Source organism: Sphingobium wenxiniae, assembly GCF_007830065.1.
Classification (GTDB): domain Bacteria; phylum Pseudomonadota; class Alphaproteobacteria; order Sphingomonadales; family Sphingomonadaceae; genus Sphingobium; species Sphingobium wenxiniae.
Genome location: NZ_VLKK01000037.1, coordinates 1 through 14,170, shown reverse-complemented (window position 1 = coordinate 14,170; position 14,170 = coordinate 1). Strand labels below are relative to the sequence as shown.

9 protein-coding genes are annotated in these 14,170 nt (G+C 58.3%); 7 read left to right on the top strand and 2 right to left on the bottom strand.

All coding sequences use genetic code 11. The annotated features are described in order from the left end of the window. Positions 1-268: 268 nt before the first annotated feature. Positions 269-2,641, bottom strand: a complete 2,373-nt coding sequence (locus tag IQ35_RS19875; protein WP_145075978.1) for a TonB-dependent receptor — start codon at positions 2,639-2,641, stop codon at positions 269-271. A 132-nt stretch (positions 2,642-2,773) separates the two neighbouring features. Then, the gene (locus tag IQ35_RS19870) at positions 2,774-4,114 is read right to left on the bottom strand and encodes an MFS transporter (RefSeq protein WP_145075976.1); all 1,341 of its coding nucleotides are present in this window, start codon (positions 4,112-4,114) and stop codon (positions 2,774-2,776) included. Positions 4,115-4,388: 274 nt separating this feature from the next. Between IQ35_RS19870 and IQ35_RS19865 the strand changes: the two genes are divergently transcribed. From IQ35_RS19865 to IQ35_RS19835, 7 genes are all read left to right on the top strand, one after another. Next, a complete protein-coding gene (locus IQ35_RS19865) occupies positions 4,389-5,870 on the top strand; it encodes a class I adenylate-forming enzyme family protein (RefSeq protein ID WP_021246176.1) in 1,482 nt (493 codons plus the stop codon). A 304-nt stretch (positions 5,871-6,174) separates the two neighbouring features. Continuing rightward, complete coding sequence (locus IQ35_RS19860; protein WP_145075973.1) at positions 6,175-7,587, top strand: phenylacetate--CoA ligase family protein; 1,413 nt, start codon at positions 6,175-6,177, stop codon at positions 7,585-7,587. Then, positions 7,547-9,070, top strand: a complete 1,524-nt coding sequence (locus tag IQ35_RS19855) for an acyl-CoA reductase (protein ID WP_242003420.1) — start codon at positions 7,547-7,549, stop codon at positions 9,068-9,070. The genes IQ35_RS19860 and IQ35_RS19855 overlap by 41 nt, the downstream gene beginning before the upstream one ends. Before the next feature lie 8 nt (positions 9,071-9,078). Continuing rightward, positions 9,079-9,786 carry an SDR family oxidoreductase gene (locus IQ35_RS19850; RefSeq protein WP_199739998.1) on the top strand — a complete coding sequence of 236 codons (708 nt, stop codon included), beginning with the start codon at positions 9,079-9,081 and terminating at the stop codon, positions 9,784-9,786. Positions 9,787-9,837: 51 nt separating this feature from the next. Next, positions 9,838-10,644: an SDR family NAD(P)-dependent oxidoreductase gene (locus IQ35_RS19845; protein ID WP_145075967.1), complete on the top strand. Its 807-nt coding sequence runs from the start codon at positions 9,838-9,840 to the stop codon at positions 10,642-10,644. Positions 10,645-10,713: 69 nt separating this feature from the next. Beyond that, entirely contained in the window at positions 10,714-12,450 is a 1,737-nt protein-coding gene (locus IQ35_RS19840; protein WP_021246171.1) for an N-acyl-D-amino-acid deacylase family protein, read from the top strand. 91 nt (positions 12,451-12,541) lie between these two features. Beyond that, on the top strand, positions 12,542-14,170 hold a 1,629-nt coding region (locus tag IQ35_RS19835), incomplete at its 3' end, for a GMC family oxidoreductase (RefSeq protein WP_145075964.1).

Genomic DNA, 14,170 nt, shown 5'->3' with positions numbered 1-14,170 from the left:
CATGCGTCCAGACAGAGCATCGGCGCTGGCTCACCAAAAACCAGCCCGACCCAGAAAATTCCCCCGCATGACAAATCATGTAGGCCACCGCCCTGCAAAAACAATCTACATCAACCGTTATCCTAAAAGACTGACGCGAATTTGGTCCCTGGTTCTGAGGCGCTTTCAAGGTCAACGACCGTGGGCGGTTCGCGCGCATCCGCGCACCGTCTTCAGTTCGGTTGTCGCGCTCCAGTCATCTGCTCGATAACTTGTAGATGTGACGATATCAGAAACTGTATCTGGCTCTTGCACCAAAGATCCGGGGCGGTGCAAAATGGGCGGTTATATATCCCGTCGAAACTAATGCGGTCGACATTGATGCGTCAATGTAGCGCTTATCAAACAGATTATCGATAAAAAGTGTCAGGTCGAGATTGCTTCTTTCCACGCCGTCCCATTTCAATCGCAGATTCGTGACATTATAGGACGGCGAAACGAGCGTCACATAAGTAACGCTGCTGCTGTGATAAAAGTCGGCGCTGATGGCTAGCTCTCCGTGCTTGGCATCGATAGGCAACTGCCAGCGCACATTGCCCGTAAACGTGAATTTTGGGCTGGCGAAGAAGCTCGTTCCCGCCGCGTTAAGGCCATTGAAAAGCGGCGGCAGCGTCAACCGCGTGATCTTGGCGTCGGTATAAGCTGCGCCGGCGTGAACCGAGAGGCGTGACGAGGGAATGACTGTCAATTCACCTTCGATCCCCTTGATAATACCTCTGCCCGTGTTCAATATGAGGGTGTTATTCCGGGGATCCGTGGCGGCGTTATTGTCCCCGTCAAAATTGACCGGCACGCTTTGCGGAATCTGAATATCCGAATATTTGTCATGGAATACTGCGAGGTTGAAAATGGCGCGCCAATCTCCAACCTGCCAGTTTGTCTTGAACCCAAGTTCGACATCGGTGAGATATTCCGGGCTGAAACCTTGATAGGCATTGAGATCACGCACAAGGCCCGGTGTCCCCGCTGGAGCAAAAGCAGGTTGATTAATGCCGCCGCCCTTATAGCCTCTGCGAAGATTCGCGTAGAGGAATATGTCGCTTGTCGCCTGCCAATTGAGAGCGATATTCCATGTCGGTGCCTTGGACTTGGTAGCGAGCTTCAGCGCAGTGGCGCGTGCATAGCAGCCATCGACATCGAAATAGGGTCCATTGAATAAAGACGTGTTCGTCGAGCAAAGTTTCTGTTTGTCCCACGTGTACCGATAAGCCCCTTCGATCTTCAATCCCTCGATGAGGCCTGACAGATCATAGGTAAGGTCACCGAAGACGGCCTTGCTCAAATTGCTGTAATAAGCCTGCGAAGCGACCGTGTTGATGTTGATCGGGTTGATGACGCTGCCCGCGCCGCTCAGCAGGTTGCCCCGAGGCGTGTCATGTACGTAGAAACCGCCTACTAACCAATTGAGCCTGCCGCTGAACAATTTGCCCGTGGCTTGAAGTTCGTTGGACACCTGTTGGCGGCCCAGCACGGTCGCGACGTCGGATCCTGGAAATGCGCTGCCATCCAGATCGGCGCGGAAATCAATGTGACTGCGCCGATAGCCGAAGATATTTTTGAAAGTCGCGAAATCGGTTTCCAGGCTCGTGGTGTTTGAAACGCCCGAGTTCGAAAATTCCAGATACTGCCCCACGCCATCCGGTCCTATCTCGATCTGTTGGCGCCTCGGATTATTCTGCGCATAGGCCAGAGCGAGAGAAGCATCGCAGGCGGTGGACGTGCCGCAATTATATTTGGTGGCGGCGGGTCCGGTAGGGGCTAGAAGAAACAGGGTGGCGGACGTTCCCGCCGATTTGGAGCGGGAGTAGTCATATACGGTCAGATTGGTCAAATTGGGTGCAAGATTCAGCAATAACGAGGCTCTTATCGAGGTTTCATCGACAGCGTCGAAGTCGCCCTCGTCCGTGGTCATGTTCCGGGTGTAACCGTCCCGCTTCTGTATTCTCCCAGCGATACGGAATGCCGCTACCTGGTCGACAAGCGGCACATTGACGGCAGCTTCGATGCCATGCCAGTTAAAGTCGCCCAGCGTCCCTTCAATGTAGCCATTAAAGTCATAGGTCGGCTTTTTGGTGTAAACCAGCACGGCGCCGCCCGTCGTGTTGCGCCCGAACAGCGTTCCCTGCGGCCCTTTTAGAATTTGGATATTGTCGAGATCGAAGGTCGGAACGCTGCTCGCGTTGGTGATGAGCGGCACCTCGTTCACATAGGTGACGACCGATGGAAGCGCCTCGCCTGTCGTCGACCGGGACTGCCCGCGGATGCTGTAGTTGGTATTATAGGCAGAGCCCGCGAAGCTCAGCACCACACCTGGCGTGAGCTTTTGGAGATCAGTCACCTGAACGATGCCCTTGTCGCGCAGAGCGTCGCCGGAAAAAGCCGTGATTGTCACGGGAACCTTCTGAATATTCTCGCCGACCCTGCGAGCGGTGACGATGATTGCCCCGTCCGAATTTGCGGCAGTCGAAGAAGCGATTGGCGGATTATCCGCAACCGGAGGCTGCACTGGCGCAGCCAGCGCCGCGCCGCTGGCTGCGCCAAGAAGTGCGACGGTCGCAACGCCCTGAAACAGGATGGCCCTTATGAAGATGACGCGGTTCATTTTTACCTCTCCTTACATTTCTGTTTTCAGTTTTTTTTTGCCTTTTAGATCTGCCGCGATCGCTTTATTCATGCGATCCGCTAAGTCATTCCCGACCGGCCCCGCGACGCAGGCTGCCTCATCGCCATCGCTTCATGAGCCGTGGCCTATTTCATCCCTTTCCATCCGTTGGATCGCGGCCCGTGCATATTTGCGGGCCGCCAGATAAAAGACTCCGCTCAGGAGACCCACACCCGTCGCAACCACCGCCATGGATCGGCCGACGTCGATCGGATTTCTGAAGACATGGTCTGTCACAGCCGCAACCAGCAGCGGCCCGAGGGTGAGGCCGGTAAAATGCTGCGCCGCCACCGTCAGCGCAGCGAGACGACCCCGCAGGGCAGGCGGAGTCGATAATTGAACATGGGCAGCTATCGCGTTGCCGATCGACAAAAGCGGCAAAAGCAGCGCCGCGCAAATCAAAGTGAGTCGAACGTCTGTCGAAAAATAGAAGCCGACGATCGAGAGCAAGATGATGAATGGCGTGCAGATGAGGACCGGAAGCAGATGTCCGTCCTTGTGGCCCGCTTTGAAAAGACGATCCGCAAGATAGCCGCTGGCTGCGAAGCCGAATATGCCGTTGAGGATGACGATCGACATCACGAGTCCCACTTCCGACACCGGAAGGCCATAACGACGCATGAGCAGAGCGGGCATCCAGGCATTCATGCCGTTAGCGATGACCGTAGTCAGGCTGAGGCCCCCGACCGAAAAAAACAGATAGGCCCTGTTCTTTATGACAAAAGGCAGAAATGCCTCGGATGCGACAGCGGAGCGGTGAGATTGATCTCGCGGCGCATCGGGCAAGGTGAAGGCCAATAATGCGACCAGGATGCCGGGCGCGCCGACAACGAGAAAGACGCCTTGCCAAGGTTCGAGATGCCCCACCAGCGGCAAGGAAACGCCACCGATGCGGGTCAGCCACGCGATCAGATAGCCCCCGATGCCGATCGCCAACGCCGCTCCTGTTACCGATCCCATGGAAAAAATAGCTATTCCCATGGCTGTCCGATGCTTGGGCAGCGCGCGCGCGATGGTCGTGTAAGCGACCGGCACAAGCGTGGCCTCACCCGCTCCCACACCGAAACGGGACAGGACGAGCGCAGGGAAACTTCGCGCGAGACCGCATGAGACAGTCGCGGCCGACCAGGAAAAAATTCCCCAAAAGAGCACCCATCGTTTGGAAAAGCGGTCGACTATCCATCCCATGGGAAGTCCCAGCAAAGCATAGAAAAGGCCGAAAGCAACCCCATGCACCAGGCTGAACTGAATGTCCGATATCCGAAGGGAGTGCTTTATCGGGTCGACCATGAGCGACAAGATGGTCCGGTCCATATACGCAAACACGTACATCAGAAGCAGAATGCCCACGATATAACGTTGGCGCGCAGCTGAAATGCCATCATGGTTTTCAGTCGCTTTGCGTAAATTCATAGCCCCTCTCCTTCCAACGACCACCTCATCGGATGGCTCTTTCAGCGAGGCATCGCCCGTCGCTTCGGCCTCATTCTTATATTTTTTATATATTTATAAACGGGTTGGAATATTCGGCACGCCGCATCGGCCGTAACCATCAGCCCATCATGTGCTGCGTTTTTGAGAAATGCAATTCAAACAATCGAATTAAAATTTGCTGAAACGACAACCGGTGCTAAGAAGGCGACCACCATCGGCGAGCTCAATTGCCGGGGCCTGACGGAGAAGATGGATGGAATTCGGGCAAGAACTTTCGGCGATCATGCATCGTGACCCGGCCAAGCCCATCGTTGAATATAAGGGACGAATCTTTTCCAAGGGAGAATATGCTGCGCTAGCGGATCGGATAAATGCATTGCTTGACGACAACTCGGTGTCGCCGTCCGCTTCGATCGCCCTCATAACCCGCAACCGTCCGCTCCATGCAGCTTGTATTCTCGGGCTGGTGTCGAATGGGCGTTGGTTGACCTCGGTCTATGTCATTCAATCGGCCCAAGCGATCGCCCAGGAAATAGAGGAAAGCCGCTTCGCAGCCGTGATCGCGGACGTCGACGACTGGACGGAACCGCTAATGGAAGCCGCTTGTCGATGCGGAAGCTTGGGCATTTCCCTCAACAATGATGATTCTATCGGGATCGATGCGGCGATTAATCTGGTGACGGGCCTCGAACGGCCTGGGCCAGGCCCGTTCCGCGAGATGACGGGCGAACCAGGAATCGAAATTCTTTCGAGCGGAACCACCGGAAAGCCAAAGCGGGTCCGTTTCCCTACCCGGATGCTGGTGCGCGCGATCGACGGCGCAATTGCATCCAGTCTGACGGGCGCCGAGCCCGATATTCTGGTTTGGCCTTATAGCGGGATCGGCGGCATTTGCTGCCTGGTAGCAAGCGCGGCCCTCGACAGATATACATGCCTATTGGAAAAATTCAGTGTCGACGAATGGGTCGACGCGATCGAGCGGCTTCAACCTGCCTCTGTGACTGGGGTTCCGGCAATGGCTCGCATGATCCTGGACGCCAAGGTGCCCAAGGAGCGACTGGCATCCCTGCGCTACTTCTTTGGCGGGAGCGCTCCGATGACGCAGGATCTTCAGCAAGAATTCGAGTCAGCCTATGGAATCGACGTTATCTGGGCCTATGGCGCCACGGAATTTTGCGGGACCGTCATTTCCTGGTCGCCAGATTTGCATACCCGTTATCGGCAGAGCAAGGCCGGCTCGATCGGCCGCCCACTTCCGTCGATTGAAGTTCGGGCCGCCCATTTCGAAACGGGCGTGGTCGTCCCTCCAGGCGAAGAGGGTTTCCTTGAAGTCCTGGTTCCTGTGATAGGCGACGATTGGATCAGAACGACCGACATTGTCGTTATCGACGATGACGGCTTCGTCTTTCACAAAGGGCGAGGCGACGGCGCGATCCTGCGCGGCGGCCACAAGATTCTCCCTGAAAAGGTAGTCGACGTGCTTCGATCTCATCCTGCGGTGCTTGACGCCTCGGTCGTCGGTATTCCCGACGACAGGCTGGGCAGCATCCCGGTGGCGGCAGTAGAATTGAGATCAGGCGTCGACCGCCCTTCTCCAGACATGCTGAGAGACCATTGCAGAGCGGCCCTTCCCTCACCTCAAATTCCGGCGAAGATCGAGATCGTCGCGTCGCTGCCGAGAACGACCTCTCTCAAGGTCGATCTCATGGCCGTTAAACTACTGTTCCAAGCATGACGATGCCGCGTTCAAGGCTCTCGTGCCTTATTGAGCGACGGGATGATCAACTTCCGAGCAGCGCGGCAACTTCAAGCACCGGCAACTGAACGAACTTATGTTCGCCATTGACACGCATCGTTTCAGCCTGTCATAGATTAAAACGATCGGCTTAAATAAAATGTCGGCAGCGACCGTCAAGGCCGGCTGCAATGAAGCGAAGCCCGAAATTGCCGATCCTAGGACGAGGACAAAGATTATGGCGGCGACAATGTCACCTCCCTCCGGCGCTGCGGGTTTTGAACAGTCTGTCACGCAGGATGCCATGACGAGCCTTTTCGAGCGCATGATGCAGGATCCGCGAGCGCTTGTAGACGGCGACTATAATGAAATGATGCACTGGTCGCGGGAAGAGATCGACGCCTATCAGGACAAATGGGCAAAGGTGCGTTTCGCACAATTGCGATCGAAGATACCGATTCTTGAAAAGCTGGCCGACGGCCAGGGAATCCAGACAGTGGAGACGAAGGACGATCTGGCTCCGCTGCTTTTCGCGCATACGACCCTCAAAGCCTATCCCCTTTCCTGGATCGAGAAGGGCGAATTTGCAAAACTCACCAAGTGGCTGAACGGTCTGAGCGCCGTCGATATAAGCAACGTCGACATGACCGGCGTCGAGACGATCGACGATTGGATTGACCGTCTTGACCGGGACACGGACGTTCGTGTCTTCCACTCCTCCGGCACCAGCGGCAAGCTGTCCTTTGTTCCGCGCACTGTCGCGGACCATACGCTCGGAACGATCAACGCTGCCCTTTTCGTTCGCGACTGGCGTGGCCCAAATAGCGGACCCGACACGCGCCAGAACCATATCCCGGTCATCATTCCCACCTACAGATTCGGCGCGAGCGCGTCTCAACGCGGAGGCGAACGCAACGTCGCCCTCCTTGGAGGCGGAGAAGCGCTGTATCTTTATCCCGAGCGTCGTCTGAGCGCGGACGTGGTGTCCCTCGCTGGCCGAATTCGCGCTGCCGATGCCAAGGGCGAGCAGGGCACGATTGCCATAAGCCCAGCGCTCGCCGGCAAGCGGGATGAGATGCTTGCGAACGAACGGAACCGGGAAGCGGACATGAATCGCTTTTTTGCCGAAGCGCATGAACGCTTTGCCGGGCGCGACGTGATGATTGGTTCGACCTGGCCGCCTTTGTACGAATGGGCAATGGCCGGCCTCGCGCGCGGCGACGTGGCAATCTTCGGAAAAGGCAGCGTGCTGACCACGGGTGGCGGCACGAAGGGCAACCATTGGCCCGAAGGCTGGCTGGATCGCATCAAGCAGTTCCTCGGCTTCGACAATATATTCCATTATTACAGCATGAGCGAAGTCATCTCCCGCTGCCTCGAATGTGAGATGGGACATTATCATTTCCCGCCGACGCTCATCGCCTATCTGCTCGACCCCAAAAGCGGCGAACTGCTGGGCCGCGAAGAGCGCCGGACCGGACGCATGGCCTTTTTCGACACGCTCATCACGAGCCATTGGTCCGGGCTGGTGACTGGCGACGAAGTCACGCTCTCGGCAAAGGAGGAGACGTGCGGGTGCAGCCGGACCGGCGATTTCCTCGAATATGAAATTCGTCGCTACAGCGAAAAGGAGGGGGGCGACGACAAGGTCGTATGCGCGGGCGCCCCGCAGGCCCATGACGACGCCCTGCTTCTGCTCGAACGATTGGGGCGGTAAGATGACGGTTACGGGCTTTCGCGTTCCCCTCATCCTTCGGGGCACGGTCATAGAGGATAATTGGATTCCATTTGGCGGCCGCCGGGGGGGCGTGTCCTTCGAGAGCCCGGACGTCGCTCTTTATGGCGATCAGATCAATTTGCGCACCCCATCGCTTATGGCGGATCTCTACAAGCTGCGTTTCACGGACATCGTGGAATATTTGGTGAATCTCGGCGAAAGGCTGACGTTAGCGCGCAACTCCTACTGGGAGGAAGCATTTCAGCTTGCCCGCCGCACATCGGGCCTGAGCGACAGCATCCTGCACGCGCAGTTCGACGCAATGGGTCGAATGTTCGATGCCTCGCGCCTGCGAGAAGCGGCGGAGCGCGCCTGCGGGATCGCCCATCTGGAAGGATGGGTGGAAATGCCCAATCAGAGCGGTAACAAGGGAAAAGCCCGCGTACGGGCGTTCGGTGCGCGGGCGGTGCATGTCATTGCGGGCAATCTTCCCGTCGTGGCCGCGATGACCATTATCCGCAACGCTCTCACGCGATCGGACTGCGTTATCAAAACGCCCTCGAACGATCCGCTGACGGCTGCGGCAATTGCCCGGACGATGATCGACATGGCCCCGGATCATCCGCTGACGCGCCATGTCAGCGTGGCCTATTGGAAGGGCGGAGACGATCGGGTCGAGAAGGTCATCTATGATCCGCGGGGCGTGGAAAAGATCATAGCCTGGGGCGGCCTCGCATCCATCAGCCATATCAGCAAATATCTCCAGCCGGGGATAGATTTGGTGACTCTGGATCCGAAACTCAGCGGGACGATTATCGGCAAGGATGCGTTCGTAGACGAAGATACGATGCGGCATGTCGCGCGCCGACTGGCCCTGGATATCGGTCTCTACAATCAGGAAGCCTGCGTCAACGCGCGGGTCGTTTATGTCCATTCGGGCACGGATCAAGCGGGATTGCGACGCTGCGAGCGATTGGCCGAACTGACCTTCGAGGCGATCCGCGATCTGCCGCCCTCGATCAGTACCCCACATAAGGATTTCGACCGAACGCTGCGCGAAGAGATCGATGCAATCAGCTATCTCGACGATGAATATCGGATCGTTGGGAACAGCGGGAACGACGGGGCCGTCATCGTGTCGCTCAACGGCGAGCCAGTCGATTTCTCTGCGACGCTGGGCTGCCGCGTCGCCAATCTGGTGCCCGTGGACGACATCGACATTCCCGTCAGATCGGTCAATGCCTATACCCAGACGATCGGCATATATCCCGAGCAGCTCAAGGAAGAATTACGCGACCGGCTCGCCTTCCAAGGCGCACAGCGTGTGGTTTCGCTGGGCGCGGCAGGGTCGGTCGGGCTGAATACGGAAATACAAGACGGCATCGAGCCGATGCGCCGCATGTGCAAGTGGATCGTCGACGAAAGCTGCGACGGACAAATGCTCGAAGCCCTTGCGCACGCCGAAGAGGCAGAAACACAATGACGGATCGAGTGGTCATCATCACCGGCGCGAGTGGCGGTCTGGGCGCGGCTACGGCCCGCGCTCTAGTGGCAGCCGGAGATATGGTGGTGCTGGGCTCACGCCGGCCCGAACGATTAGCAAGCCTGTCGGATGACCTGGGCGATGCGGCTGTTTGGCGGGAAACCGACGTGTCGCGGCGGGGCGACATGGACAGTTTAGCGGCTCTGGCCCTGGATCGCTTCGGGCGGATCGATGTCCTGATCAACAATGCCGCCATCATGCCGATCTCGCTCATTGAACAAGGCATGGTGGACGACTGGGACAAGATGATCGACATCAACATCAAAGGAATGCTCTACGGCATAAATGCGGTGCTGCCTCATATGCTGTCCCGCAATTCCGGAACGATCATCACAGTCGCCTCCACAGCTTCAATGAAGGCAGCGCCCACGAGCGCAGTCTACAGCGGCACCAAAGCCGCCCAGCGGATGATCAGCGAAGGGTTGCGGCAGGAAACCAATGGCCGCATACGCATATCGACTGTGCATCCCGGCGTCATGGACTCCGATCTTCACGCCAGCATCACTGTGCCCGAAATGCGCGATCACGCGTTGAGAACCATGACCAACGCGCTGGATACAAAGGCGGTCGCCCGGGCAATTCTATACATTCTGGACCAACCGCCGGAAGTCGAATTGAACGAAGTCGTGATGCGTCGTGGCGGCGACATATTTTAAGTCCAAGTCGCGGATATTTGCGCCAATGGATTTGCAGAGAGTGAAAATGTCATGACGGTTCCAGCAATGTTCGACCTCTCTGGAAGAGTGGCTCTCGTAGCGGGCGGGACCAAAGGCATAGGCAAGTCGTTTGCACGCCAATATGTCGACCACGGCGGGCGCGTCATCATCGCTGCGCGTGATAGCGGGATGTGTGCGGCGGTTGCGGATGAATTGAACGAGGGAGCGGCAGATCCCGTTGCCTGGCCGCAGGCATTTGATCTTGACGATGTCGAGAGCATAGACATGCTGATCGAAAAGGCTGGTCAGCGATGGGGCAAACTCGACACAGTCTTCGGAGCCAGCTTTTTTGGCGCGGGCGGAACGGCCGCCGCCACGGACGACGAAATGTTCGCCAAGATCTTGCGGCTCAACATCGTCCACTACTCTCGTCTGGCACATCGCGCCCTGGACCTGCTGAAACAAAGCGACCTGGCGAGCGTGATCTTCGTCGGTTCGGCATCCGGCGTTCGGCCGCAGCCGAACATCGCTGCCTATGGGATCGCCAAGCTAGGACTCATGCGCCTGGGACAGAATCTCGCGATCGAATGGGGTCCGCTCGGCGTCCGGGTCAACATCCTGACGCCCGGCATGACGCGCACCCCCGCAGTGATGCGCTGGCTGCCCGAGGATGATGTCGCGCGCCGGGTCGCCGATTTTCCGATACGCCGGATGGCCGATCCCGACGAGATCGCCGCCGCCGGAATCTTTCTGGCGAGCCGGGCGGCGGGCTATATGACAGGTCACGAACTGATCTGCGACGGCGGACGCACGTTGCTGAGCGGGAATACCGGACCAGCCTTCCAGCGTCCGGACTGAAGCATATCAGAACAAAATATCGGATAGAAACACGGGCGCTGAGGCGCCAAGCAGAGGAGCAAGATTGCAATGCTTGACATCAAGATCATCAACGGATCGATCATCGATGGCACAGGCGCCGATCCGATCACCGGCGCGGTGGGCATAAAGGATGGACGCATTACGTCGATCGGCGAGGTCACCGAGGACGCCAAGGAAACGATCGATGCCCAAGGCAAGACGGTCTCGCCTGGGTTCATCGACGTCCATACCCATTATGACGCTCAAGCCTTTTGGGACCCGACCTTTTCGCCGTCCTGCTTCCATGGCGTCACGACGATCCTGGGAGGCTTTTGCGGATTCAGCATCGCGCCGCTGACGCCGGAAGCGGGCCAATATCTGCTGCCAATGCTCGCGCGAGTCGAAGGGATGCCGGAAGAAACCCTTCGAGCCGGGGTGCCTTGGGACTGGTCGAGCTTCGGCGAATATCTTTCGCGACTGGACAATCGGGTTCTCCTGAATGCCGGTTTCTTCGTAGGCCATTCGGCTGTCCGGCGGATCGTAATGGGAGAGCGCGCGAACAAGGACGAAGCATCGCAGGCCGAAATAGATTCAATGAAAACGCTCATCGGCCAATCATTGGCTGAAGGCGCCCTTGGCTTTTCAACAACTGTCGCTCCGACGCATAATGACGCGGATGGCAATCCCGTTCCGTCCCGCTTCGCTTCTAAGCAGGAGATGCTGGACCTTGCGGCCGTCGTTCGCAACCATGAGGGAACGACTCTCGAGTTCCTGCCCAATCTTGAGTTTGACGACGAGACGATTGACCTTCTCGTCGACTTCTCCCTGGCGGGCGGGCGGCCGGTGAACTGGAATGTTTTGGCGATCCAGGGGTCGGGCGAGCAGGATAGGGAAAAGGCGTACCGCCAGCTTCACGCCGGCACGGTGGCCCGCGAAAGGGGAGCGGAAGTGATCGCGCTTACCTTCGCCAGTTCACCGACGCTCCGCGTCAACCTCGCAACGGGCTTCATCTTCGATTCCCTTCCTGGCTGGGGACCGCTCTTTCGGCTCTCGGTCGAGGAGAGGATCGAGCAGTTGCGTAACCGTTTCGTGCGCGACACCCTGGCGGCATCGGCGAGCCAAAAGTCCATGACCTCCGGTTTCGCCAAGTGGCACGCATTCCGTGTCGCCGAGGTCTTTACCGAGAAGAATAAGCCTTTTGAAGGCATGACGATCGGTGAGATCGCCAAAAGGACAGGGGAAGATACGTTCGAGGTTATGATCGGCATCGCGCTGGATGACGAACTGCGCACGTCCTTCATGGTCGATGCACGTGGCGAGGACATCGACGGCTACAAATTGCGGGCCGAAATGTGGGAAAATGACCTGACCATCGTCGGCGCGTCCGATGGGGGCGCACATATGGACATGATCGACACCTTCGCTTTCTCCACCACGCTTTTGCAAAAGGCACGCGAATATGGAGTTATGTCCCTGCCCCAGGCCGTTCGGCAACTGACGAGCGTTCCGGCAGGCGTCATGGGCATTCGCGACCGCGGCACATTGGCGCCGGGCATGTGGGCCGACGTCGTGATCTTCGATGCCGATACCGTTGCGCGCGGCCCTGTCTACACCCGCTATGACCTGCCCGGCACTACGACGGCCGGACGCTTGTATGCCGACGCGATCGGGATCGACTATGTCCTCGTCAACGGCCAGGTCGCCGTGGCCAATGGCGCGGTTGGGGATGCAAGGCCCGGCACTGTGCTGCGGTCGGGACGCGATACGTATACGCGGGACATTCCTGCCCTGAAGGCGGTCGCCTGACGAACGGGAAGAGCCCGCTATGCCTCCTCACCACCCAGTAGGGATGAGATTGAGACCCAAAGCTATCCGCGACTAGTGCGACAGGATCTACATGCAATATGATTTCATCATTGTGGGTGCTGGCTCCGCAGGCTGTGTGATGGCCGAGAGCCTTTCGCGCGGAGGCCATCATACCGTTCTCCTCGTCGAGGCAGGCAAGAGCGACGCAAGCCTGTTCGTCCACATGCCGCGCGGCGTCGGGCGCGTCATGAGCGACCCGGACAATCTGTGGGTCTATCAGCCACACAAAGCGGATGCTGCGCCTGACGAGACGGAACGATGGGTGCGTGGGCGCATGTTGGGCGGGTCGAGTTCGATCAACGGCATGGTCTATAACCGGGGCCAGAAAGAGGACTGGGATGCGCTAGAGGAAGCGGGATGTCATGGCTGGGGATGGTCTTCCATGCTTCCCTGGTTCCGTTCCATAGAAGGCCAGCAATGGGGTGAAGGGGCCGAGCACGGAACAGACGGCCCCTTGCACATCTCCCGCGTCGACCATCCTGGCGGTTTTCAGCGAGCGGTGATCGACGCAGGCGTTGCAATGGGCCTAAATGCGGTCGAAGACCTCAACCAGCCGCATGGCGACGGCGTGATCGGTGTCGTCCCACAGACCATCCGGCGCGGACGCCGCTGGAGCGCGGCGCAGGCTTTCCTCAAGCGCGCGCAGGGACGCGCCAACCTCACCGTCCTGACAGGCGCGACAGTCGAGCGTATAATTTTCGATGGCGATCAAGCGGTCGGCATAGAAATCCGTGGCGCTACGCCCTCAAGAATTCGGGCAAGGCGAGAGGTCATCCTATGCGCGGGCGCGCTCGAATCTCCCCGACTGCTGCAGATGTCGGGCATCGGTCCAGCCGATATATTGAAAGACGCCGGCGTAGCGATCGTCCACGAAAGTCCGAATGTCGGCCGCAATATCATTGAGCATCGATGTCTGACCATGCGATGGCGCACAACGCCGGCATGGAGCACAAACAACCATTATCGAGGAATGCGGCTGGCCATGAGCGCAGCCCGCTGGGCGATCACCAATGGCGGGCCGCTCGCCGCGCCCTATGCGGATGTCGCCGCCTTCGTGCGCGTCGCTCCGCAGGCCGTGCGGCCAGATGCTATCATCTTCGCGATGCCTTATTCGATCGAGCGCAATTCCATGCCGATAGCCACCGAACAAAATCCCGGACTGAGTATAAATGGCTATGGGCTGCGCCCGGAGAGCCGTGGCTATCTCGCGATCACCGGCCCTCGTCCCGACGACCCATTGACGATCGAGCCCAATTTCATGGCGACACCCAAGGATCGGGCAGTCGCCGTCGGCTTGGTCCATTTCATCCGGCGCATGGTCGCGACCAACCCTCTTGCGGCGGGCATCGGGGAGGAGACTTTTCCGGGAAGCGGATTTGCCGACGACGACTCCATATTGGAAGCCTGGCATCGTTTCGGACACACCGGCTATCATCTTGTGGGATCGTGCCGGATGGGATCGGACAAGGATTCGGTCGTCGATGAGAATCTGCGAGTGCGCGGGGTAACGGGGCTGCGAGTCATGGATTGCTCCATCTTCCCCACGATGATTTCGGGCAATACCAACGGACCTGTGATTGCGGCGTCTGCGCGTGCGGCAGCATTGGTGTCGCGGAGTTGGAGCAATGAGGACGGGCTGGATGTTGGCGGGCTTGACAAT

Bases quoted from the DNA above. Each gene is read 5' to 3' on its own strand.
- IQ35_RS19875 (WP_145075978.1), bottom strand. From the start codon at position 2,641: ATGAACCGCGTCATCTTCATAAGGGCCATCCTGTTTCAGGGCGTTGCG.
- IQ35_RS19870 (WP_145075976.1), bottom strand. From the start codon at position 4,114: ATGAATTTACGCAAAGCGACTGAAAACCATGATGGCATTTCAGCTGCG.
- IQ35_RS19865 (WP_021246176.1), top strand. From the start codon at position 4,389: ATGGAATTCGGGCAAGAACTTTCGGCGATCATGCATCGTGACCCGGCC.
- IQ35_RS19860 (WP_145075973.1), top strand. From the start codon at position 6,175: ATGACGAGCCTTTTCGAGCGCATGATGCAGGATCCGCGAGCGCTTGTA.
- IQ35_RS19855 (WP_242003420.1), top strand. From the start codon at position 7,547: ATGACGACGCCCTGCTTCTGCTCGAACGATTGGGGCGGTAAGATGACG.
- IQ35_RS19845 (WP_145075967.1), top strand. From the start codon at position 9,838: ATGACGGTTCCAGCAATGTTCGACCTCTCTGGAAGAGTGGCTCTCGTA.
- IQ35_RS19840 (WP_021246171.1), top strand. From the start codon at position 10,714: ATGCTTGACATCAAGATCATCAACGGATCGATCATCGATGGCACAGGC.